Raw genomic sequence first — 20263 nt, forward strand, 5'->3', positions numbered from 1 at the left:
GGTCAATCCTGCTGTCCTTGCGCCTTCTGGGCCTCTTGCGCCTTGTTCTTTTCGGCCATCTTCTTGCCGTCGAACCCGGCGATGTAATCGCCCTTGATCAGCTGGTTGTTGGCATGCGCGAAGTGGTGATAGCCAAAGCTCGCATCGATCCCGGCTTCCTTGCCCGCCAGCGTTTCCATGTGATTGCAGGCCTGCTTGGCAAGCTGCATGGCAAGACGCGGCTGCTCCACCAGACGCGCGGTGACCTTGGCCACTTCGTCCGCCAGCTGATCACGCGGAACCACCCGGTTGACCATGCCCATCTGATAGGCGCGATCGGCGCTCATTCGTTCGCCCAGCAGCAGGAATTCCTTGGCAATGCGGGGATTGAGTTCGTGGCAATGCGCGAAATATTCGACGCCCGGAAAGCCCATCTGCAGCACCGGATCCTGGAAGAAGGCATCATCTGACGCGATGATCAGATCGCAGACCCATGCCAGCATCAGCCCGCCCGCGATGCAGGCGCCATGCACCTGCGCGATCGTCGGCTTGGGAATGGCGCGCCAACGCTTGCACATGCCCAGATAGACTTCCTGTTCGCGGATATAGGCCTTTTCCGCCCCGCCCTTGTTGGCGTGATCGTACCACATCAGGCGGCGTTCGAAGCTGGAGTGGAAATCACGACCGGGACTGCCGATGTCGTGCCCGGCGGTGAAATGCTTGGCATCCGATTTGAGCACGATGCACTTCACATCGTCATCATCGACCGCGCGCTGGAACGCATCGTCCAGCGCGTAGGTCATCTGGCTGTTCTGGACGTTGTGGAACGCCGGACGGTTCAGCGTCACATAGGTCACGCCGTCCTTAACCGCGTACAGGATCGGCTCGTCGGTTTCATAAACGGGCGGTTCGTCAACCTTGGGAACGATGGCGTCGCTCATGCGGCTTCTCCCTCTTTGCTCCGCCGCGCCGGCGGATTGTCCGCCAGCACCTTGTGGCGAATTCCATGCGGATCGAGTCCCGCGATGATTTCAAGCTGCTGGTCTGTCGGCAGCGGAGTTTCGCCTTCCGCCGCGTCGATCAGTTCAAATCCGGTGTTGTCTTGCACCTCGGCAAAGGTCACGCCGGGGTGGAGCGAGATGACGCGGATGGCGTTGTCCGCCCCGCCGAAATCCATCACGCACAGATTGGTGATGATCCGCTTCAGTTCGAGCCCGGAATAGTTGCCGCCCGCGATCCGCCGTGCGGGGTTGTAGCCCGGCGAGGACACGCGATCGACTTCGCCATCGACGAAGACGCGGGTCGAATGCACCGGGATGAACATCGAATTGGGGTGGTAGATGCCGTTGCCCGGAAACCCGCGCGCGCCCAGCATCTGCACCTTGGGCTGTTCATGCGTGCCGCCCAATGCCGAAAGGTTGGTCTGGCCGAAACGGTCGATCTGCGTCGGCGTAACCATCGCGTGACGCCGCCCGGTCCACACCGCGCTATCGAAAAAGCGCGAGAACGGGAGGTAGCCCGCCGCCTTGCGATCATTATAGCCGCGCGGCCCGATAGGAACCGGCTGCTCGACCAGATAGGCCTCGCCATCGGTCATCATCAGTCCGGGGCTGTGCGTCATCTTCGCCAACCCCACGCCAAGACGCGGAACCGGACCGATGCCGGTGCCGATAATCTCGCGATCGGTGCGGAAAGCCTCGGCCACCGCCGCGATGCAAAGTTCTGCCAGAGTTGCCATCAGTAAATCGCCAGCGGGACATTCATCACCGCCTCCTCTCCGCCGACCGAGGCCAGATAGGCCGCCTCGTCGGCGCCAGTGAATTGATCGGCGACCGCGCTCCATTCGCCCGGCTCCTTTGCCGCGCCCGAATAGGCCTTCAATGCCTTCATGTCCGGGCCGTAAAGTGGCGGCATCGAAGTCGGGTGCGCCCCGCACCGCGCCTCTGTCACCCCGGTGATGAAGCAGCGTTCGACAATATTGGCCCTAGCATCTTCGGGATGCGCATCCTCCATCGCCGGGACCATCTCTTCGCAGCTGACGAAGCATTCATCGGCAGCCTTGGCGAACCATTCGTCGTAATAGGTATCCGGCCCCAAGGCCTGCACATTGCCGCGGTGATCGCAGCGATGGACATGGATGATCGCCGCATCGAGCTTCAGCGCGGGCATCGCCACCAGCGTTTCCCCGTCGGCATAGGGCGACTGGACCGTCTTGAGCCCGCCCAGTTCGATCAGATCCGTGCCAAGCCCGACCCGCGTGGGCAGGAACGGCAGGCCGAAAGCGGCCGCCTTCAGCCCCCACTGGAACATGCCTTCGTCGAGTTCGAGCACCTCGATCTCTCCCGCCTCGCGGGCTTTGCGGAACCACGCCTCAAGCGGGATCGCATCGAGCGAGACGAAGGCGAAGACAACCTTCTTCACCTTGCCCGCCGCGCACAGCATTCCGACATCCGGGCCGCCATAGGAAACGACGGTCAGATCAGTGAGGTCGGAACGCAGGATTTCGCGCACCAGCGCCATCGGCTTGCGCCGCGGACCCCAGCCGCCAATGCCCAGCGTCATCCCGCTGCGCAGCCGGCCGACGATTTCGGCTGGCGTCATTCGCTTGTCGAGCGTCATTCGGCGGCCTCCGCGCGCGCTGCCTCATTGGCGGCGGCTTCTTCCATCGCCTTTTGCCAGGCCCAGACATGGCCCCATTCGCTGATGGTCTTGTGCGCTGTCGTTTCCCAATTGGCGGGGTCAATCACCAGCCCGTCGCAGCCAATTTCCAGATCGAAGCCCGAAGGCGTCTGCATGTAGAAGCTGGTCATCTCGTCATTGGTGTGCCGCCCCAACGTCGCGCTTTCCGGCACTCCGGCCAGCCGCATCCGGTCATAGCATTTGCCCACATCCATCATGTCGCGCATTTCGAGCATCAGGTGGATGCAGCCAGTCGGTGCAGCCGGGCCTTCGCCCAGCGCGAGCGAGTGGTGGCGGCCGTTATCGGCATGCATGAACGCGAAATGCATCGGCGGACCGTCCGGCCCCATCAGGTGGAAGACCGGCAGATCGGTGTCATGAAAGCCGATGGTGTCGCGATAGAACGCGTGGGTTGCAGGAAAATCGGGTGCGGAAAACACGGCGTGCCCCATCCCCATTTCTCCGGTCACAAATCCCGAAACGCCCTGAGGTGAAACGAATTCGACTTCGTCACGCGCCGTGCCGACGAAGAATTCCAGCCCGTTGCCAGCCGGATCGCTGGTGCGGAAATAGGCATCGACATGGCGCGCGGCGGATTGTGCATCGTCACCCCATGTAACAACGCGCCCTGCGGCCTCGATCCGGGCAGCAAGCGCATCGAGCGCCTCGCGCGTGTCGATCTCGTAAGCCGCCGCAGCCAGCCGCTCCGCGCCCGCCTGTTCGATCCGGAACCGGAAAGGCCGATCGTCAATGCGGTAATGATCCGCGCCGTGGGCGGCATTTTCCGCGACCATGACCCCTGCGACATTGGTCAGGAATTCCCGCCATTCGACCGGCTTTGCCGTCTCGATGACCACATAGCCGAGTTCCCTGATAGCCATGACGCTACCCTCCCTTCACAATATCGAGAAACAGGGGCCGTTCGCCGCCCCCATCAACGTTGAGCCATGCGCCCGACACATATTCGGATGCGTCCGACACCAGATAAAGAACCGCGCGCGCAACATCGTCACCGGTCGCCATGCGCCCCAGCGGCAAGGACTGACCGACCTTGGCCCGCGTCGCTTCGCTGCCATAGGTATCCGCCGAGGTTTCGGTTTCAGCCAGGCCGACGATGATCGCGTTCACGCGGATGGATTTCGGCCCCCATTCCTGCGCAAGACTCTTTGTCAGGCTCAAAAGTCCCGCCTTGGCCGCGCCATAGATCGAAGTGCCCGGCGACGGACGGATGCCTGAAACGCTGGCGATGTTCACGATGGCCGCACCCGGCGACTTTTCCAGATGGGGAAAGGCCGCGCGCGACAGGTAATAGGGTGCGAGCAGGTTCAGGCGCGTAATCGCCTCGGCAAACCTCGGGCTGGCCGTAGCCGCATCGCTGGGCGGCGATCCGCCTGCATTGTTGACGATGATGTCGAGCCGCCCGTGGCGGGCAGCCACCGTTTCGACAAATTCCGCAACGGCATCGGGATCGCGCACGTCTAACGCGGCGAATTCGACCCCTTCGGGCAGGCTTTCCGGCTCGCTACGGGCGCAGGCGATGACGACGCAACCCTGCTGCGCCAGCGCCGTGCTGATCGCACGACCCAACCCGCGGGTTCCCCCGGTGACAATCGCCACACGTCCGGCAAGGCCGAAATCCAAATTACCCTCCCACTCAAGTCCCGTGAATCAGTCGATTCAATGGCTCGGAAATTTCCCTATCTAAAATCAGATCGCTTTTCAATTGACGATTTGCGTATTTTTTTGCATTAAGTTTTACGAATTTGAAGAAGCAGTCGAATCGCGGCTGGTTGAGGAGGATGGAAGATGGCAACGGTTGCGCAGATGCATGGTCAGGCAGGTGACACGCCCACGCATGAGGAGCTCGTCAAGCGCGCACGCGCGATGATCCCGACGCTGAAGTCGCGAGCAAAGCAATGCATCGCCGATCGCAACGTGCCGGCTGAAACCATCGCCGAGTTCAAGGAGGCGGGTTTCTTCAAGATCCTGCAGCCCAAGAAGTTCGGCGGGTATGAAATGCATCCCAATGTCTTCTTCGACGTGCAGAAGCTTCTCGCCGAAGGCTGCATGTCGACCGGCTGGATGTTCGGTGTGGTCGGCTGCCACCCCTATGAACTGGCCCTGTTCGACGAACAGGCGCAGCTTGAGGTGTGGGGCAGCGATCCGGACGTGATCGTTTCCTCGACCTATCAGCCCGTGGGCAAGGTGGAGCGCACCGAAGGCGGCTTCTACCTTTCCGGCCATTGGGGCTTTTCGACCGGCTCGGTGCATTGCGACTGGGTGTTGCTGGGCGCACTGGTTCCGCCTGAGGAAGAAGGCGGCATGCCCGACATGCGCACTTTCCTGCTCCCGCGTGCCGACTACACCATCGACGAAGACGAATGGCATGTGTTCGGGCTTCAGGGCACTGGCAGCCACGGCATCACCGTGAACCGGGCATTCGTCCCCGAATATCGCACCCACCGCGCGGTTGACGGCTTCCTTTGCCAGAACCCCGGTCAGGCGGTGAACGAAGGGCCGCTTTTCACCCTTCCCTGGGCGCAGGTTTTCGTGCGTTCGGTCAGCACCGCCGCGTTCGGCGGGGCGCGCGCGGCCATCAACGCCGCGATGAAGATCATGGAAGATCGCATCTCCACCAACACCGGGAAGGCGTCGAAGGACGATCCCATGCTGCATGCCGCAATTTCCGCTGCCCATGCGCAGTCGCTGGAAATGGAGCTGACGCTGGAGCGGACTTTCGAAGACCTGCTCGAAATCGCCGAGCGCGGCGAAGCCATCCCGATGGAGAAGCGCGCGCTCTATGCATACCAGTCGTCCACCGTGGTGCGTCGCCTTGCGCGGCTGGTCGATGACATGGTGGAACTGCTTGGCGGCCGCGCAATCTACATGACCAGCGAAATCATCCAGCCCTGGCTCGATCTGAAGGCGGCGCGCGCGCATGTCGCGAACGATCCGAACAACCGGACCAAGGATGTCGTCGGCACCATGCTGGGCCAGCCTCCCGTCTTCACCTTCATGTAACGGGAGGCGAGCATGGGAGAGCTTGCTTCACACCGCTACAGCGTTGCCGGTGGCCATGAAATCCACCTTGCCGAAACCGGCTCTGGCGAAGCTGTCGTGTTCCTGCACGGCAGCGGACCGGGCGCTTCGGGCGCGTCGAATTTCCGCGGCAACATCGCCGCCTTTGTCGATGCCGGTTACCGGGTCATCCTGCCCGACCTGATCGGCTATGGTGCTTCGTCCAAGCCGGAAGACATCGACTACACGTTGGACCTGTTTGTCGACACCCTCTTCGACGCGCTGCGCCAGCACGGGATCGAGCGGGCGCATCTCGTCGGTAATTCGCTGGGCGGCGGGATCGCGATCCAGATCGCGCTCAACAATCCGGATTTCGTCCGTTCGCTGGTGCTGATGGCGCCGGGATGCATTGCCGAGCAGATGAGCTATTTCACCATGCCGGGCATTGCCAAGATGAAGTCGTCTTTCGGCTCGCCCGAATTCAATCTTGATGAACAACGCAAGCTGGTCGCCAACCTGCTGCATCCCGATTGGGCGGATCGCATTCCCGATGCGCTGGTCACGGAACGTTTTGAAGTGGCCCGCACCCAGCCCAAGGACGTGCTCGCCCGCATGAAAACCCCCAATCTGGGCCCGCGCATCGGCGAGCTGGATTGCCCGATCTTCGTGCTGTGGGGCCTCGATGACGAATTCTGCCCGGCTGCCCACGGGCAGATGTTCCTGGACGCCGGCAAGAACGCGCGGCTGCTGACCTTTGCCCGCACCGGCCATTGGGTGCAGGTGGAGCGCGAAAGCGAATTCAACGCCTATGCCACGGGATTTCTCAATGAATATTCATGAGAAATACGGTTCCGAACTGTTTGCCGCCCTGCGCCAACAGCGCACGGTTCCGCCGCTGATTGCGCGCGTGCCGGAGCTTACGATTGACGATGCCTACGCCATCAGCCTCGATTTCCTCAGACTTCGCAGGGCTGAGGGAGAGCGGGTCGTCGGCAAGAAGATCGGTGTCACCAGCAAGGCGGTGCAGGACATGCTGGGCGTGCACCAGCCCGATTTCGGCTTCCTGACCGACTGGATGCATGTCGATGGCGACATTTCGGTCGAGCAGAAGAAGCTGATCCAGCCGCGTGCAGAGGCGGAAATCGCCTTCATCCTGCGCGACGGGCTGAAAGGGCCAGGCATCACTCCTGCTGACGTGATCGCTGCGACACAGGCCATCGCGCCCTGTTTCGAGATTGTCGACAGCCGGATCGACAACTGGAAGATCGGGATTGTCGACACCGTGGCGGACAATGCCAGTTGCGGGGTCTTCATCCTTGGCGAAGCGCGCGCCGATCCGCGCGATCATGATCTGCCTAACCTAAAGGTGACGGTGACGAAGAACGGCGCGCCGCTGTCCGAAGGGCTGGGCTCCGCCGTTCAGGGCGATCCGGCGCAGGCAGTGGCGTGGCTCGCCAACACGCTGGGCGAATATGGCGTCACGCTGGATGCGGGCGACATCATCCTGTCGGGTTCGCTCGTCCCGCTTGAACCGGCGGTGGCGGGCGACGTGTTCGAAATGGAATTGCATGGAGTGGGCGGATGCACCGCCCGCTTCGTCTGAAGGAAGCGCACATGGGCAAGCTAAAGGCCGTGATCATCGGATCCGGGAACATCGGCACCGATCTGATGATCAAGATGCTGAAATATCCGCAGAACATGGAACTGGCAGCAGTCGTCGGGATCGACCCGGACAGCGAAGGGCTGGCGATGGCGCGCGAACGCGGGATCGCGACCACGCACGAAGGCATCGAAGGGCTGAAAAAGCTCGATTGCTACAAGGATATCGGCATCGCCTTTGACGCGACCAGTGCCTATGCCCACAAGCTGCATGACGAGGCTCTGCGCGCCGATGGTATCCGCGTCGTTGACCTGACCCCTGCGGCAATCGGCCCCTTCACTGTCCCGCCGGTCAACATGGAAGCAAATCTCGACGCGCCCAATGTCAACATGGTGACCTGCGGCGGACAGGCGACGATCCCGATGGTCGCCGCTGTCAGCCAGGTCGCCAAGGTGCATTACGCGGAAATCGTCGCATCGGTTTCCTCGCGTTCGGCAGGGCCCGGCACGCGCGCCAATATCGACGAATTCACCCGCACCACCGCCCGCGCGATCGAAGCGGTCGGCGGCGCGACCAAAGGCAAGGCGATCATTATCCTGAACCCGGCCGAACCGCCGATGATCATGCGCGACACGGTGTTCACCCTGTCCGAAGGCGCGGACGAGGACGCGATCCGCGCCTCTGTCGAAGCGATGGTGGCCAAGGTTCAGGCCTATGTCCCCGGCTACAGGCTGAAACAGCAGGTGCAGTTCGAAAGGTTCGGCGACAACAACCCGCTGAAAATCCCCGGCATGGGCGAATTCACCGGGATCAAGACGATGATCCTGCTCGAAGTCGAAGGCGCGGGCGATTACCTGCTGTCCTATTCGGGCAATCTCGACATCATGACCGCCGCCGCAAAGGCAACCGGAGAACTGATCGCCGAACGCGAACTGGCCATGCGGGAGCCTGCACAATGACCGGCACTTTCAACGTCGAGGCTGGCGAAAAGCTTTACATTCAGGACGTGACCCTGCGCGACGGGATGCACGCTATCCGCCACATGTACGGCATCGATCAGGTGCGCGATATCGCCGCGGCGCTCGACAAGGCGGGCGTTGACGCGATCGAGGTGGCGCATGGTGACGGCCTTTCGGGATTGAGCTTCAACTACGGCTTTGGCGCGCATACGGACTGGGAATGGCTGGAGGCGGTGGCCGACGTGCTTACCCAATCTGTGCTGACCACGCTGATCCTGCCCGGCGTCGGCACGGTCGAAGAGCTGCGCCGCGCCTATGATCTGGGGGTGCGTTCGGTGCGCGTGGCAACCCACTGCACCGAAGCCGACGTGTCGAAACAGCACATCGGCATCGCCCGCGATCTGGGCATGGATGTCTCCGGCTTCCTGATGATGAGCCATATGATCGATGCCGAAACGCTGGCTGGCCAAGCGGCGCTGATGGAAAGCTATGGCGCGCAATGCGTCTATGTCACCGACAGCGGCGGCGCGCTCGACATGGACGGGGTGCGAGAGCGGCTGGAGGCATACGACCGGGTGCTGAAGCCCGAAACCCAGCGCGGCATGCACGCGCACCACAATCTCGGCCTTGGGGTCGCCAATTCCATCGTCGCCGCGCAATATGGCGCTGTCCGGATTGATGCGAGCCTTGCCGGAATGGGCGCAGGCGCGGGCAATGCCCCGCTCGAAGTCTTTATCGCGGCGGTCGATCGCAAGGGCTGGAACCACGGTTGCGACGTGATGGCGTTGATGGACGCGGCAGAAGATCTCGTCCGCCCCTTGCAGGACCGCCCCGTGCGCGTCGACCGCGAGACGCTAGCGCTGGGCTATGCCGGGGTCTATTCGAGCTTCCTTCGCCATGCCGAGAAAGCAGCGGAAGATTACGGCCTCGACACGCGCGAAATCCTTGTCGAACTGGGCGCACGCAAGATGGTCGGCGGGCAGGAAGACATGATCGTCGATGTCGCTCTCGACTTGCTCAAGGCGAAAGAGGTGGCCGGCGCGAATGCCTGAGCCATCGCTGCACAGGCCGCTTCCGGCCGCTGCGGTCGAAAGCTGGGACCATGAAACCGACGTCCTGATAATCGGCTTTGGCGCGGCAGGAGCATGCGCCGCGATCGAAGCGGCGAATGCGGGCGCACGCGTCACCATCCTTGAACGCAATTCCGGCAGCGGCGGCGCATCGGCCCTGTCCGGGGGCGAAATCTATATCGGCGGAAACGGAGGCACCGATGCCCAGCGCGCCGCCGGGTTCGAAGACAGCACCGAGGCTTTCGAAACCTATCTCAAGCTGGCAGGCGGGCCTTGCGTCAACGATGCGAAATGCGAGCTTTATGCGCGTGAGGCGCTGGATCATTACGTCTGGCTCAAGGCGCAGGGCGTCCCCTATCGTGGCAATTTCCTGCCCGGCAAGCTGATCGAGCCGCCTGACGATTCCACGCTGATCTGGTCGGGCAGCGAAGCCGCCGCGCCATTCTGCGATCAGGCGAAACCGGCTCCGCGCGGCCACACCATCCAGCACACCGGCTGGGGCGGCGGACGGCCTCTTGTAGACCGGCTGGAAGCGCGCGCACGCGAACTCGGGGCCGGGGTCAGGGTCGACACCCGTGTGCTCGGCCTGATTGAGGATGGCGGGCGCATAGTGGGCGCGGTCGCCAAATCGGACGGCGCGATCCTGCATCTGCGCGCCACCAGGGGCGTGGTGCTGGCAACCGGCGGCTTTGTCATGAACGAGGCAATGCGTCGCAAGCATTGTCCCCAGACCTTTCGCATCAACGATCCCATTGGCGACAGGGATGACGGCGCGGGCATCATGATGGGCATAGGGGCAGGCGGCGAAGCGGTGCACATGGACCAGTTCTTCACCACCTGTCCGTGGACCATGCCCGAACCGCAGGCATCGGGGGTATTCGTCAACATCCACGGCCAGCGCTTCATCAACGAAGATTGCTATCACGGGCGCGTCAGCCGCTGCGCGGTCGATCAGCCGGGGGGCAAGGTGTATCTGCTGCTCGACAGCGCGCATTTCTCCCAACCCGCCGAATTCGCCCGCACCGACATCGCGGCCACGGGCGATAGCTGGGAAGAGGTCGAGGCCGAACTGGGGATGCCCGCAGGCACGCTTGCCCACACAATGGCGTTCTACAATGCCCACGCAGGCGAAGGACGCGATCCCTTGTTCGACAAGCGCGCACCGATCCTCACGCCGCTCGACAAGGCGCCGTTCGTGGCGCTGGAACTCAATTTCCAGACCAGCTATTTCAGCTTCTTCACACTGGGCGGGCTCAAAACCTCGGTAAACGGCGAAGTGCTGGGTGCGGATGGAGATCCCGTCAAAGGCCTGTTCGCCGCCGGGCGATGCACCCATGGCCTGCCGGCCTGGGGCCATGGCTATTCGTCCGGCCTGAGCCTTGCGGATTGCACATTCTTTGGGCGGCAAGCGGGGAAGGCAGCGGCGCATGGATGATACGGATGCACGGCTGCGGGCGCTTGAAGACAGGGCGCAAATCGCCAATCTGATCGCGGCCTACGGACCGCTGGCCGATACCGGCGCGGGAGAGGCTCTGGCGCAATTGTGGGTCGAAGACGGTGAATATGACATTGGCGGGTTTGGCCTCGTCAAAGGCCACGCGGCGCTGGCAGCGATGATGGACAGCCCGGTGCATCGCGGCCTGATGGAGCAAGGCTGCGCGCATATCCTTTCCCCTCACCGGATCGAGCTTGCGGGAGACACCGCAGTCGCGGTCGGATACAGCACCGTAATGCGCCGGACTGGCGAGATTTACGAAGCCTGGCGGGTATCGGCCAACCGCTGGTGGCTGGTGCGCACTGCGGCGGGCTGGCGCGTCAAGCGGCGCGAGAACACCCCGCTCGATGGTTCGCTGGAAACCCGCAGTATTCTGGAGATGCCCGATGTCGCTTGAAGCCCGGATCGAACGCCTTGAGGCGCTGGAGGAAATTCGCCAGCTTCCCGCCAAATACGCGCTCGCGCTCGACATGCGCGACATGGATGCAATGGTCGGGCTTTTTTGCGCCGATGTGCGGGTCGGCAAGGATGCGAGCGGACGCGAGGCTTTGCGCGCATACATGGACCAGACATTGCGTAGCCCATTCACAGGGACGTCACACCACATCGGTGGCCACATCATCGAACTGGACGATGCGAACCACGCGCACGGCATCGTCTATTCCAAGAACGAGCATGAAACGCCCGTCGAAGGCGGTGCGGACGAATGGGTCATCATGCAGATGATGTATGTCGACGATTACGAGCGGCAGGACGGGCAATGGTTCTTCCGCCGCCGCCTGCCGCTTTACTGGTATGCGACCGACCTGAACAAGCCGCCGGTGGGCGACAACAAGATGCGCTGGCCCGGAACCGACTGGGCCGAAGGGAACTTTCACAAGCTGTTCCCGAGCTTCGCCGAATTCTGGGACCGCGAAGGGGCACCACAGGGCCCTGTGCCCGAACCCGCCCCAATCGGTGATTTCATCAACCGGATGCGGCGCGGGAATGCGGCGCCCAAGGTAAAGGTGCGCGCGGATTGACGCCTAGTCGTTGACGCCCAGCGCATCGCGCGCCGCAAGGTATCCGAAGGTCAGCGCCGGGCCGATGGTGACCCCTGCCCCCGGATAGCTTTCGCCCATTGCCGATGCTGCGTTGTTGCCGACAGCGTAAAGCCCGCCAATCGGTTTGCCTTCGGTGTTGAGGACCCGAGCGCGATCGTCGGTTTTCAGCCCGCCATTGGTGCCGATATCACCCGGATAGATCGGCATGGCGTAGAACGGCCCCTTGTCCAGCGGCTTGAGACACGGATTGGGCGTGACCGAGGGATCGCCATACATCTTGTCGTATGCCGCTTCGCCCCGGTTGAAGTCGGGGTCCTCGCCTTTGGCCGCATGGGTGTTGAAGCGTTCGACTGTCGCACCAAGAACCGCCGGGTCCGCCCCCATCGCCTCGGCCAGTTCGGCGACGGTACGCCCTTTCTTGAGGATCGACCTGACCATGCCGTTCTGCGCCCAGTCGGGCAGCAGCGGCAGCAAGGGGCCGACCGGGTATTTGTGGCGATAGGTGTGATCGAACACGAACCAGCTCGGGCTCGCATCGCCATGTTCTGCCTCGCGCCGCGCCATCTGCTGGCCGACGATGTGATAGCTCGCTGCCTCGTTGAGGTAACGCTCGCCCTTCTGGTTTACCATCATGCAGCCCGGCAGAGCGCGCTCGATCGTGCAAAGCCGCCCGCGATCCTCGCCCGGCACATAGAATACCGGCGCGGCCCATGCCGAATGCATGTTCATCGTTTCCGCGCCGACCGACTTGCCCGCCCGGATGCTGTCGCCGGTGTTGCCGCCGGTTCCCCCGGAATAGAGCGCGTTGCGATAGAGCGGGGCGTGCTGGTCGCGCATCTCCTGGTTCTTGTCGAAACCGCCAGCCGCAAGGATTACCCCCTTGCGCGCGCCGATACAGAGCGTCTTCTTGCCACGTCGCACCACCGCGCCGACGACCTTGCCATCTTCTTCGATCAGGCTTTCCATCGGGCTTTCGAGCCACAGCGGCACTCCGCGCTTGTTCAGCGCCATGCGCAATCCGCCCGCCAGCGCATTGCCCAGCGTCAGCCGCCGGTCCTTCTCGCTCTTGAACCGGAACGGCCAGTCGAACCAGTAGCGCGCAAGGCTCTTGGTGAGGTGCCACCACCACCCTTTGGCCCGGAACAGCAGGATGTAAGTTTCATCGAAATGCCAATTGAGATAGCCGAACAGGCTGGCCGCCGGTGACGCGAAGCGCAGCGTTTCGACATCCTTGCCCAGCTTCCTGCCGTCCATCGGCAGCGGCATGTGAGTGCGGTATCCGGTCGGGCTGCCGCCGGGGTTTTCTGCGTGATAATCGGGATAGGGGAACGAGCAGTAGGTGATGTCGGTATGCTCGCCCATCCAGCGCAGCATATGTGCCGCGTTTTCGACATAGGACCGGATATTGGCATCGGGCACATTGTCCGCCGACAGCGCGCGGACATATTTGAACGCGTCGTCGGGCTTGTCGTCAAAGCCTTCGGCCCGCGCCTGATCGCTGGCCGGAATCCAGATGCCCGCGCCCGAAGTGGCGGAGGTGCCGCCCCACAGCGCTTCCTTCTCGATGATCAGCGTCGACGCACCCTTTTCGGCGGCAACAAGCGCGCTCAGCAGCCCGCCCGCGCCCGACCCGACGACCAGCACATCGACTTCTTTGTCCCAGCTTTCCATTCGCTTCATTCCTTGCCCATTGCGGCAACCGGGGATTGCCGATCAAGGATCATCCGGGTCCGCGCCTTCAAGCGATCATCCAGCGCTTCGGGTTGCGGCACGATCCAGAACTGGCCCTGATCGATCCCGTCGAAAATCAGCGCCGCATAGCTGTCAGGATCGGCGCTGTGCTGCTTGGTTAGCTGGCGCATCCGCTCCATCATGGTTTCCGCCCCTGCCCCGCCCTCTTCGCGCAGGATGCCGGTGTTGACCGGGCCGGGCGCCAGCACCGAAACGCTGACCTTGCCTCCCGCTGATGCAAGATCATGAGCGAGACTTTCAGAAAGCGCGACCACCGCCGCTTTTGACGCGAAATACGGGCCCATCAATCCGTTGGCGAAGAAGCCGCCGACCGACGCAGTGTTGACGATCCGGGCCGGCTTGCCCGCTTGCAGCAGGCGCGGCACGAAGGCCCTGATCCCGTTGACCACCCCCATCACGTTGACATCCATCACCCGTTGCCATGTTTCAGCGGACAATTCCCACGCCTGACCGGCGGAAAGCACCCCTGCGTTGTTGAAAACAAGGTCCACCTGGCCGAACCGGGAATAGGCGAGATCGGCCAGGGCTTCGAGATCGGACGGCTTGCGCACATCGATCGTCAGTTTGGCGACTTCGCCTGATAGTTCGCCAGCAATCGCGGCGAGGCCCGCTTCATCCCAATCTGCCAGAACCACAGCCATACCGCGCATGACCGCGTGACGCGCCAGACCCGCACCGATCCCGCTCGCCGCACCGGTTATCACGGCCACTCCGGCTGAAGGGGCCTTTCCGCTCATGAAGGCAGATAAAGCTGCGCCGACTTGCCGCCATCCACCGGAAGCGCCACGCCGGTGATATAGGCCGCGGCATCGGACAGCAGGAAGACGATTGCTTCGGCCAGTTCGTCCGGCTTACCACCGCGACCCATCGGGATCGCCTGCGCGGTCTTGGCCGCGATTTCAGGGGCCTTGCGGGCAAAATCCTCGTTTCCGGCGGTCTGCACCTGCCCCGGCACGACGCAGTTCACGCGAATATTGTCGCGTGCGACCTCCATCGCGGCGACGGCGCTGAACTGGATCATCGCCGCCTTGCTGGCGGAATAGCTCGTCATGAACGGCGCGGCGCGAATGGCGGTGGTGGAAGAGACATTGACGATGCTCCCCCCTCCCGATTTGCGCATCGCCGCAATCGCGGCCTTGGTCCCGGCGAACACCGCATCGGCGTTGACGGCAAAATCCTTGCGCCAGTGATCAAGGCTCAATTTGTCGAGCGGCGCGTAATGCACGCTCATCGCATTGTTGACGAGCATATCGAGCCGCCCGTGGGCATCCGCGATCCGCGCGACGAGATCGGCATAGGCCTGCGCGTCAGACAGATCGATGCTGTGGATCTCCACGCTGCCGCCCTGTTTTATGATCGCGTCGCGAGTGGCCTCCAGCTTGTCCATGCTCCGCGCCAGCACGACGACATGCGCGCCTTTGGCCGCGAGCAGTTCCGAAGTCGCACGGCCAATGCCGTCGCTGCCGCCGGTGACGATGGCGACGCGGCCCGCGAATGGCGCGCTCATGCCGCGGCCCCCACGGTGTTGAGCGCCGGATCAATGCCATCGCGCGTCAGGATGCAGCTGGTGCCTCCGGGCGTGTACATCATGGTGACGCAGCGATTGCAGGCGGTGCATCCGGATTGCTGGACGGCGCCAGCCTGCAACTGGTTGATGAAGGCGGGATCGTGGACCAGCGCCCGGCCCACTGCGATCGCGTCAAAGCCGTCATCCATCGCCTGCTCCACCCCTTCGCGGCTTTGCACGCCGCCGAGATAGGCAAGCGGCATCGACACCTCGCCACGCACCCGCAGCGCCAGTTCGCGCAGGTAATTCTCGCGGAACTGCACCTCGGGCGGTTCGGTGAGCGACTGCAGGAACATGCCGATGCGCAGGATCGGATTGGACGGGCGGGCACCACGCTTGGGCAAGGATGAGCCGAACATCGCGGTGATCGATTCGACATTCATGCCATTGGACAGAACGGCCAGATGCGCGCCGTCCGCCTCGATCCGCCGCGCAACCGCGACACCGTCTTCGATCGTGTTGCCCTTGGGCCCGTCGGTCATCGAAAATTTGACGATGACGGCCAGATCCTTGCCCACCGCATCGAGCACGCGTCCCAGCACTTCCGAAGGGAAATTCATCCGCTTCTCGATCGATCCGCCGAATTCGTCCCGGCGCTTGTTATATAGTTTGGAGACGAACTGGCTGAGCAGATATCCGTGCCCCATGTGCAGTTCCACCGCGTCGAAGCCGGCCTCTTTCGCGCGCCGGGCGGCGGCGACGAATTCCTGCGTCATCGCGGCGATTTCGGATTCGTCCATCTTCTTCTTGAAGTATCGGCCCGACATCACGCCGACCTTGTTGAACCCGCCGGATGACGACAGCGGCTTGTTGGTCTGCAGCGTGCGCTTGTCGAGGAAGGTGAAGCTGCCTGCGTGGGTGATCTGCGCGCTGGCAGCGGCACCGTGCTTGTGAACGGCATCGGTCAGCGCGCGAAAATCAGCGACCGAATCGTCATCCAGCGTGGCCTGATCAACGAAGGTGCGCCCGTCCTTTGAAGTGGCGCAATAGGCGACCGTGGTCAGCCCGGCACCACCCTCTGCAACCTTTTCGTGGAAACGCGCCAGCCCCTTGCTGACGACGCCTCCTTTTGCCATTCCTTCATTGGTCGCCGCTTTTATGAAGCGGTTGCGCATGGTCAGTGGCCCGATCTGAAGCGGGCTGTATGCTTTTGCGAATGCGGACACGTTTTTTCGCTCCTCTCCAACGCATTTGTCGAATGCCTCTGGCATTTTGTCAACTGATTGCGTAATCATTGACAGTGAATTTTACGAATTTGGGAGAGTTCGCTGTGAAATCATCACTCAACGGCAAGGTCGCGCTGATTACCGGTGCCGGGCAAGGCGTGGGGCAAGGCATCGCTTTGGCGCTGGCATCTGCCGGGGCGAAGATCGTGTTGTTCGGTCGCACAATCGAAAAGCTCGAGTCGACGGCGCAAGAAGTCCGGGCGCGCGGCAGCGAAGCGCTATCCGTAAGCGGCGATGTCTGTGACGCCGGCGATCTCGAACGCGCGGTTGCCAGCGCGGGCGAGGCTTTCGGCGGGATCGACATTCTGGTGAACAATGCACAGCAGGTTCCGATGGGCAAGCTGGCGAAAGTCACCGACGAGGCATTCGAGGCGGGATTCCGTTCCGGGCCGCTCGCGGCATTCCGGCTGATGAAGCTGGTGCAGCCCGGCATGGCAGAAAGGGGCGGCGGGGTAATCTTCAACCTGGTCTCCTCCGCCGGAGTCCGCTGGGACATGGCGGGCTATGGGGCTTATGGCGCGATCAAGCAGGCGATGCGACCCCTGACCCGCGCCGCGGCGGCGGAATGGGGGACGGACAACATCAGGGTGCTGTCGCTCGCGCCCCACGCCAAGAGCCCCGGCCTCAAATGGTGGATCGAGAACAATCCGGACGAAGCCGAAGCATTCTTCCGGACGATCCCGTTGCGCCGCGTCGGCGAATGCGAGGAAGACATCGGGCAAGCCGTCGTCGCGTTGTGTCAGCCGGAGCTGGGATATCTCACCGGCGCCACGATTCCGCTCGATGGCGGGCAGGCAAATTTTGACTAACGCCTGATCGGGGGGGGCTCTTGGAAAAGCTTATTTACAGCCTTCGATGGGACAGTCCGGCGCAGCCATCGGACATAGCTGCATCCGTCATCAAGGCCGGCGCGTGCCGGGTTCGGATCAACCTGCGCGATGACGCGGTGGCAGGCGGCACGAATCTGATCCAGTCGCGCGGGCGGGCGCTTCCCGATTGCGTCGTCCAGCTATGGCTATCAAGCGGCAACCCGATGTTCCGGTCTGCTGTGGACGAGGCGGTGCGAGCGTTTGCCGGATCGGTGACGGCCTGGCTGGTTTGCGAATCGACCATACTCGAAAACCCTTCCCGCTCGGCGCGAGGGGAGCGTGGAGCCGGTTTTGCCCAAATGGCTTTCCTGACCCTGCCGCAGACCCTCGGCTGGCCGGAATGGCGCCGGATCTGGCGCGACAGCCACACCCGGATCGCGATCGAAACACAGTCGACTTTCGAATATCGGCAAAATCTGGTGGTCGAAAGCCTGCTGGAAGATGACGGCACTGCCCCTCAAGACATAGTGGCGATTGTCGAGGAATGCTTCCCCATTGAAGCGCTCACCGACCCGCTGACTTTCTTCGGAGCCGCCGGGAATCCTCAAAAATTCCGGCAAAATCTCGATTCCATGATGGAAAGCTGCGCGCGATTCATCACTCCGGGAACCATCGATGTGTTTCCGACGAGTCAGTACGATTTCAATGAGGAATGAGGGGATCGAGACCGGAGTCGCCGGCTCAGGCCGCCAATTGCCCGCCATCGATGACAAGCGTCGTTCCGGTGATTTTCCTTGCCGCGTCGCTGGCCAGATAGGCCACCGCATTGGCGACATCATCCGGGTGACAGATCCCGTGCTCCAGTTTCGGAGCCGCCCGCATCACGAGCGCCCAGTCAATCTCTCCCTCGGGCGGCGGACGATTGCCCATCGGGGTATCGACGTGGCCGGGGCAGACCGCATTGATCCGCACGCCGCGCGCGGCGAACTCCGCCGAAAGGCTCTTTGTCAGACCGACAACGCCATGCTTCGACGCGGAATAGGCAACGGAATAGGGGATGCCCGTCAGGCCTGCGGTAGAGGCCATGTTGACGATGCATCCTTTCGTCCTGACAAGATGCGGCAGCGCGGCACGACAGGTGGCGAAGACGCCGAACAGGTTGATCCGCATGAGGCGTTCAAAACGGTCTTCGCCAAAATCCTCGCTCGGCCCCCAGTCAAGCATCCCGGCGATATTGCACAAGGCATCAAGGCCGTCTGCGGCAGCGGTTTCGACCAGATCGCGGCAGGACGCGGTATCAGCCGCATCGAAAACGCCGGTCCGGTGGCCAGATCCTATCAGGTCGCGCGTAGCGGCAAGGCCTGCCTCATCGCGATCCGCGATCGTCACGCGCGCGCCTTCGTTCGCAAACAGAATGGCGGTTGCCCGTCCGATGCCCGATGCCGCTCCGGTAACAAGGACGGATTTGCCTTCGAAGCGGCGGAGTGTGGCAGCTTGGTTCATTTGCGAAAGACTCCTGCATGGGTTGGAAAACGGAAAGGTGAGGACGAATGACCATTGAAGAACGCCTTGCTCGGATCGAGCATGATCGCGCCATTCGCGATCTCAAGATGCGCTATCTGCGTGCGGCCGACGCCAAGGATCCCGCAGCAATGCGCGAGTGTTTCACGAGCGATGCGATCATCGCCTTTGAAGGGTTCCCCGAATTTCGGGAGCGCGATGCCTTCATCGAAATCTACCGTGAACTCGGCTGCGCCGAGGGGATTTTCGACATTCATCAAGGCGGGACCGGGATTATCGAGTTCATCAGTCCATCCGAGGCGAAGGGTTGGTGGCCGCTCTATTTCCACAATGTAAACCTGTCTGAGCGAACCCTCACCCAGTTGGGCGTGGAGTACGAAGATCGGTATGTCCTGCGCGCAGGCCGTTGGCTGATTTCCGAAAGCCGGTCATTCCGGAAAAGCTGCGTCATCCAGAAAGTGGATGCAGATGGCGGCATCTCCACAATAGCCTTCGGTAAAGCGCCCGGCGCGTTTGGTGACCTTGCTGAAGCATGATCTATTCCAGCAAGGCCGCGCTTTATCGCGAAAACGACAAATGCGCAAATTTTTTGCCTTTCAATTTCGCATTTATCGGCTAATGTTGGAAGAAAATACGTATTTGCGTGAGATTGGGAGGGATGCGCAATGTCTGATTCGAAAGTGGCACTTGTCACCGGCGCGAGCCGTGGGGCAGGCGCAGGCATTGCCCGGGGTCTCGGCGAGCTGGGCTATACCGTCTATGTGACCGGAAGGACAACCTCCCCCGGCACCGCCAAGGGCTGGGACGGATCGGTTCTGCCGGGCACCTTCGAGGAAACCGCGCAGAACGTGACCGCACTCGGCGGGCGGGGCGTTCCGGTTCAGTGCGACCATTCCGATGACGAACAGATCGCCGAATTGTTCGCCCGGATCGCGCGCGACGAAGGCAGGCTCGACATGCTGGTCAACAACGCCACCTACATCCACCACCAGTTGATCGAGAAGAAACCTTTCTGGGAAAAGGAACTCGACGCCGTGGGCATTCTCGATGTCGGCTTGCGCTCCGCCTATGTCGCCAGCTGGCACGCGGCGAAGATGATGGTGTCTCGGGGCAGCGGCCTGATCGCTTTCGGATCGTCTTTCGGCGCGAGCTGCTACATGCACGGTCCGGCCTATGGCGCGCAAAAGGCCGGGGTCGACAAGTTGGCGCATGACATGGAGCATGACCTGCGCGGCACCGGCGTTGTTGCCGTCTCGATCTGGATGGGCCCGCTGATCACCGAGAGATCGAAGATCGCGAGCGAGACCAATCCAGAACAATACAAGGATTTCATCGAAACGGCGGAGAACCCGGAATTCACCGCCCACATCCTCGACGCGATCGACCGTGCGCCCAATCGTGACGAGCTTTCCGGCGGAGTCCACATCGCTGCGGAAATCGCCAAGGAACTGGGCATTTCCGATCGCGGCAAGGACCGGCCAAGCTACCGCGAGATGCTGGGCAGCCCGCCGCAGAAGAACCCGGCAGCGGTTTACTGAGGGGCGG

At 62.4% G+C, this 20263-nt stretch carries 22 protein-coding genes; 12 read left to right on the forward strand and 10 right to left on the reverse strand.

Annotation, left to right across the window (positions count from 1 at the left end):
- Positions 1 to 2: 2 nt before the first annotated feature.
- Genes AABA34_RS14495 through AABA34_RS14515 form a run of 5 tightly spaced genes read right to left on the reverse strand, consistent with a single transcriptional unit; the run spans position 3 to position 4299 of the window.
- The gene (locus AABA34_RS14495; protein ID WP_338303180.1) at positions 3 to 920 is read right to left on the reverse strand and encodes an enoyl-CoA hydratase; all 918 of its coding nucleotides are present in this window, start codon (positions 918 to 920) and stop codon (positions 3 to 5) included.
- Positions 917 to 1717 carry a CoA-transferase subunit beta gene (locus AABA34_RS14500; protein WP_034955229.1) on the reverse strand — a complete coding sequence of 267 codons (801 nt, stop codon included), beginning with the start codon at positions 1715 to 1717 and terminating at the stop codon, positions 917 to 919. Before AABA34_RS14500 ends, AABA34_RS14495 begins: the two co-directional genes overlap by 4 nt.
- Positions 1717 to 2598, reverse strand: a complete 882-nt coding sequence (locus tag AABA34_RS14505; RefSeq protein WP_338303181.1) for a CoA transferase subunit A — start codon at positions 2596 to 2598, stop codon at positions 1717 to 1719. Before AABA34_RS14505 ends, AABA34_RS14500 begins: the two co-directional genes overlap by 1 nt.
- Positions 2595 to 3539 carry a VOC family protein gene (locus AABA34_RS14510; protein ID WP_338303182.1) on the reverse strand — a complete coding sequence of 315 codons (945 nt, stop codon included), beginning with the start codon at positions 3537 to 3539 and terminating at the stop codon, positions 2595 to 2597. The genes AABA34_RS14505 and AABA34_RS14510 overlap by 4 nt, the downstream gene beginning before the upstream one ends.
- Before the next feature lie 4 nt (positions 3540 to 3543).
- Entirely contained in the window at positions 3544 to 4299 is a 756-nt protein-coding gene (locus AABA34_RS14515; RefSeq protein ID WP_034955232.1) for an SDR family oxidoreductase, read from the reverse strand.
- A 165-nt stretch (positions 4300 to 4464) separates the two neighbouring features.
- Here AABA34_RS14515 and AABA34_RS14520 point away from each other — a divergent pair, with 165 nt between their 5' ends.
- From AABA34_RS14520 to AABA34_RS14555, 8 genes are read left to right on the forward strand one after another with little or no spacing between them, the layout of a single operon-like run.
- Complete coding sequence (locus tag AABA34_RS14520) at positions 4465 to 5679, forward strand: acyl-CoA dehydrogenase family protein (protein WP_034955234.1); 1215 nt, start codon at positions 4465 to 4467, stop codon at positions 5677 to 5679.
- A gap of 12 nt (positions 5680 to 5691) precedes the next feature.
- Positions 5692 to 6516, forward strand: coding sequence for an alpha/beta fold hydrolase (locus tag AABA34_RS14525; protein ID WP_034955236.1), 825 nt, complete (start codon positions 5692 to 5694; stop codon positions 6514 to 6516).
- Positions 6503 to 7279 (forward strand): fumarylacetoacetate hydrolase family protein, encoded by a 777-nt coding sequence (locus AABA34_RS14530; RefSeq protein ID WP_034955237.1) that lies wholly within the window; start codon positions 6503 to 6505, stop codon positions 7277 to 7279. Before AABA34_RS14525 ends, AABA34_RS14530 begins: the two co-directional genes overlap by 14 nt.
- 11 nt (positions 7280 to 7290) lie before the next feature.
- Positions 7291 to 8235: an acetaldehyde dehydrogenase (acetylating) gene (locus tag AABA34_RS14535; RefSeq protein WP_338303183.1), complete on the forward strand. Its 945-nt coding sequence runs from the start codon at positions 7291 to 7293 to the stop codon at positions 8233 to 8235.
- A complete protein-coding gene (gene dmpG / locus AABA34_RS14540; RefSeq protein WP_034955239.1) occupies positions 8232 to 9287 on the forward strand; it encodes a 4-hydroxy-2-oxovalerate aldolase in 1056 nt (351 codons plus the stop codon). Before AABA34_RS14535 ends, dmpG begins: the two co-directional genes overlap by 4 nt.
- A complete protein-coding gene (locus AABA34_RS14545; RefSeq protein ID WP_034955241.1) occupies positions 9280 to 10740 on the forward strand; it encodes an FAD-dependent oxidoreductase in 1461 nt (486 codons plus the stop codon). The genes dmpG and AABA34_RS14545 overlap by 8 nt, the downstream gene beginning before the upstream one ends.
- Positions 10733 to 11197, forward strand: a complete 465-nt coding sequence (locus tag AABA34_RS14550) for a nuclear transport factor 2 family protein (RefSeq protein ID WP_338303184.1) — start codon at positions 10733 to 10735, stop codon at positions 11195 to 11197. The genes AABA34_RS14545 and AABA34_RS14550 overlap by 8 nt, the downstream gene beginning before the upstream one ends.
- The gene (locus tag AABA34_RS14555; RefSeq protein WP_034955246.1) at positions 11187 to 11822 is read left to right on the forward strand and encodes a nuclear transport factor 2 family protein; all 636 of its coding nucleotides are present in this window, start codon (positions 11187 to 11189) and stop codon (positions 11820 to 11822) included. Before AABA34_RS14550 ends, AABA34_RS14555 begins: the two co-directional genes overlap by 11 nt.
- Positions 11823 to 11825: 3 nt before the next feature.
- Here AABA34_RS14555 and AABA34_RS14560 read toward each other — a convergent pair whose 3' ends face one another.
- From AABA34_RS14560 to AABA34_RS14575, 4 genes are read right to left on the reverse strand one after another with little or no spacing between them, the layout of a single operon-like run.
- A complete protein-coding gene (locus tag AABA34_RS14560) occupies positions 11826 to 13514 on the reverse strand; it encodes an FAD-dependent oxidoreductase (protein WP_034955248.1) in 1689 nt (562 codons plus the stop codon).
- 5 nt (positions 13515 to 13519) lie between these two features.
- Complete coding sequence (locus AABA34_RS14565; protein WP_034955250.1) at positions 13520 to 14332, reverse strand: SDR family NAD(P)-dependent oxidoreductase; 813 nt, start codon at positions 14330 to 14332, stop codon at positions 13520 to 13522.
- On the reverse strand, positions 14329 to 15102 hold the full coding sequence (locus AABA34_RS14570) for an SDR family NAD(P)-dependent oxidoreductase (protein ID WP_034955252.1): 774 nt from the start codon (positions 15100 to 15102) through the stop codon (positions 14329 to 14331). Before AABA34_RS14570 ends, AABA34_RS14565 begins: the two co-directional genes overlap by 4 nt.
- Positions 15099 to 16328: an NADH:flavin oxidoreductase gene (locus tag AABA34_RS14575; protein ID WP_034955806.1), complete on the reverse strand. Its 1230-nt coding sequence runs from the start codon at positions 16326 to 16328 to the stop codon at positions 15099 to 15101. The genes AABA34_RS14570 and AABA34_RS14575 overlap by 4 nt, the downstream gene beginning before the upstream one ends.
- Before the next feature lie 104 nt (positions 16329 to 16432).
- Between AABA34_RS14575 and AABA34_RS14580 the strand changes: the two genes are divergently transcribed.
- Both AABA34_RS14580 and AABA34_RS14585 read left to right on the forward strand, forming a co-directional pair.
- The gene (locus tag AABA34_RS14580; protein ID WP_034955807.1) at positions 16433 to 17197 is read left to right on the forward strand and encodes an SDR family NAD(P)-dependent oxidoreductase; all 765 of its coding nucleotides are present in this window, start codon (positions 16433 to 16435) and stop codon (positions 17195 to 17197) included.
- Positions 17198 to 17217: 20 nt separating this feature from the next.
- A complete protein-coding gene (locus tag AABA34_RS14585) occupies positions 17218 to 17913 on the forward strand; it encodes a hypothetical protein (RefSeq protein ID WP_034955254.1) in 696 nt (231 codons plus the stop codon).
- Between the two features lie 25 nt (positions 17914 to 17938).
- Here the strand turns inward: AABA34_RS14585 and AABA34_RS14590 are convergent, their stop codons facing one another.
- Entirely contained in the window at positions 17939 to 18700 is a 762-nt protein-coding gene (locus AABA34_RS14590; protein WP_034955256.1) for an SDR family NAD(P)-dependent oxidoreductase, read from the reverse strand.
- A 47-nt stretch (positions 18701 to 18747) separates the two neighbouring features.
- Here AABA34_RS14590 and AABA34_RS14595 point away from each other — a divergent pair, with 47 nt between their 5' ends.
- Together AABA34_RS14595 and AABA34_RS14600 are read left to right on the forward strand one after the other, a co-directional pair.
- On the forward strand, positions 18748 to 19254 hold the full coding sequence (locus AABA34_RS14595; RefSeq protein ID WP_034955258.1) for a nuclear transport factor 2 family protein: 507 nt from the start codon (positions 18748 to 18750) through the stop codon (positions 19252 to 19254).
- Between the two features lie 129 nt (positions 19255 to 19383).
- The gene (locus AABA34_RS14600) at positions 19384 to 20256 is read left to right on the forward strand and encodes an SDR family NAD(P)-dependent oxidoreductase (RefSeq protein ID WP_034955259.1); all 873 of its coding nucleotides are present in this window, start codon (positions 19384 to 19386) and stop codon (positions 20254 to 20256) included.
- Positions 20257 to 20263: the final 7 nt, after the last annotated feature.

The sequence above is a fragment of the Erythrobacter sp. Dej080120_24 genome (assembly GCF_036322605.1).
GTDB lineage: Bacteria > Pseudomonadota > Alphaproteobacteria > Sphingomonadales > Sphingomonadaceae > Erythrobacter > Erythrobacter aurantius.

Coding starts and splice junctions, on each gene's coding strand:
- AABA34_RS14495 (WP_338303180.1), bottom strand. CDS start 920: ATGAGCGACGCCATCGTTCCCAAGGTTGACGAACCGCCCGTTTATGAA.
- AABA34_RS14500 (WP_034955229.1), bottom strand. CDS start 1,717: ATGGCAACTCTGGCAGAACTTTGCATCGCGGCGGTGGCCGAGGCTTTC.
- AABA34_RS14505 (WP_338303181.1), bottom strand. CDS start 2,598: ATGACGCTCGACAAGCGAATGACGCCAGCCGAAATCGTCGGCCGGCTG.
- AABA34_RS14510 (WP_338303182.1), bottom strand. CDS start 3,539: ATGGCTATCAGGGAACTCGGCTATGTGGTCATCGAGACGGCAAAGCCG.
- AABA34_RS14520 (WP_034955234.1), top strand. CDS start 4,465: ATGGCAACGGTTGCGCAGATGCATGGTCAGGCAGGTGACACGCCCACG.
- AABA34_RS14525 (WP_034955236.1), top strand. CDS start 5,692: ATGGGAGAGCTTGCTTCACACCGCTACAGCGTTGCCGGTGGCCATGAA.
- AABA34_RS14530 (WP_034955237.1), top strand. CDS start 6,503: ATGAATATTCATGAGAAATACGGTTCCGAACTGTTTGCCGCCCTGCGC.
- AABA34_RS14535 (WP_338303183.1), top strand. CDS start 7,291: ATGGGCAAGCTAAAGGCCGTGATCATCGGATCCGGGAACATCGGCACC.
- dmpG (WP_034955239.1), top strand. CDS start 8,232: ATGACCGGCACTTTCAACGTCGAGGCTGGCGAAAAGCTTTACATTCAG.
- AABA34_RS14545 (WP_034955241.1), top strand. CDS start 9,280: ATGCCTGAGCCATCGCTGCACAGGCCGCTTCCGGCCGCTGCGGTCGAA.
- AABA34_RS14550 (WP_338303184.1), top strand. CDS start 10,733: ATGGATGATACGGATGCACGGCTGCGGGCGCTTGAAGACAGGGCGCAA.
- AABA34_RS14555 (WP_034955246.1), top strand. CDS start 11,187: ATGTCGCTTGAAGCCCGGATCGAACGCCTTGAGGCGCTGGAGGAAATT.
- AABA34_RS14560 (WP_034955248.1), bottom strand. CDS start 13,514: ATGGAAAGCTGGGACAAAGAAGTCGATGTGCTGGTCGTCGGGTCGGGC.
- AABA34_RS14565 (WP_034955250.1), bottom strand. CDS start 14,332: ATGAGCGGAAAGGCCCCTTCAGCCGGAGTGGCCGTGATAACCGGTGCG.
- AABA34_RS14570 (WP_034955252.1), bottom strand. CDS start 15,102: ATGAGCGCGCCATTCGCGGGCCGCGTCGCCATCGTCACCGGCGGCAGC.
- AABA34_RS14590 (WP_034955256.1), bottom strand. CDS start 18,700: ATGAACCAAGCTGCCACACTCCGCCGCTTCGAAGGCAAATCCGTCCTT.
- AABA34_RS14595 (WP_034955258.1), top strand. CDS start 18,748: ATGACCATTGAAGAACGCCTTGCTCGGATCGAGCATGATCGCGCCATT.
- AABA34_RS14600 (WP_034955259.1), top strand. CDS start 19,384: ATGTCTGATTCGAAAGTGGCACTTGTCACCGGCGCGAGCCGTGGGGCA.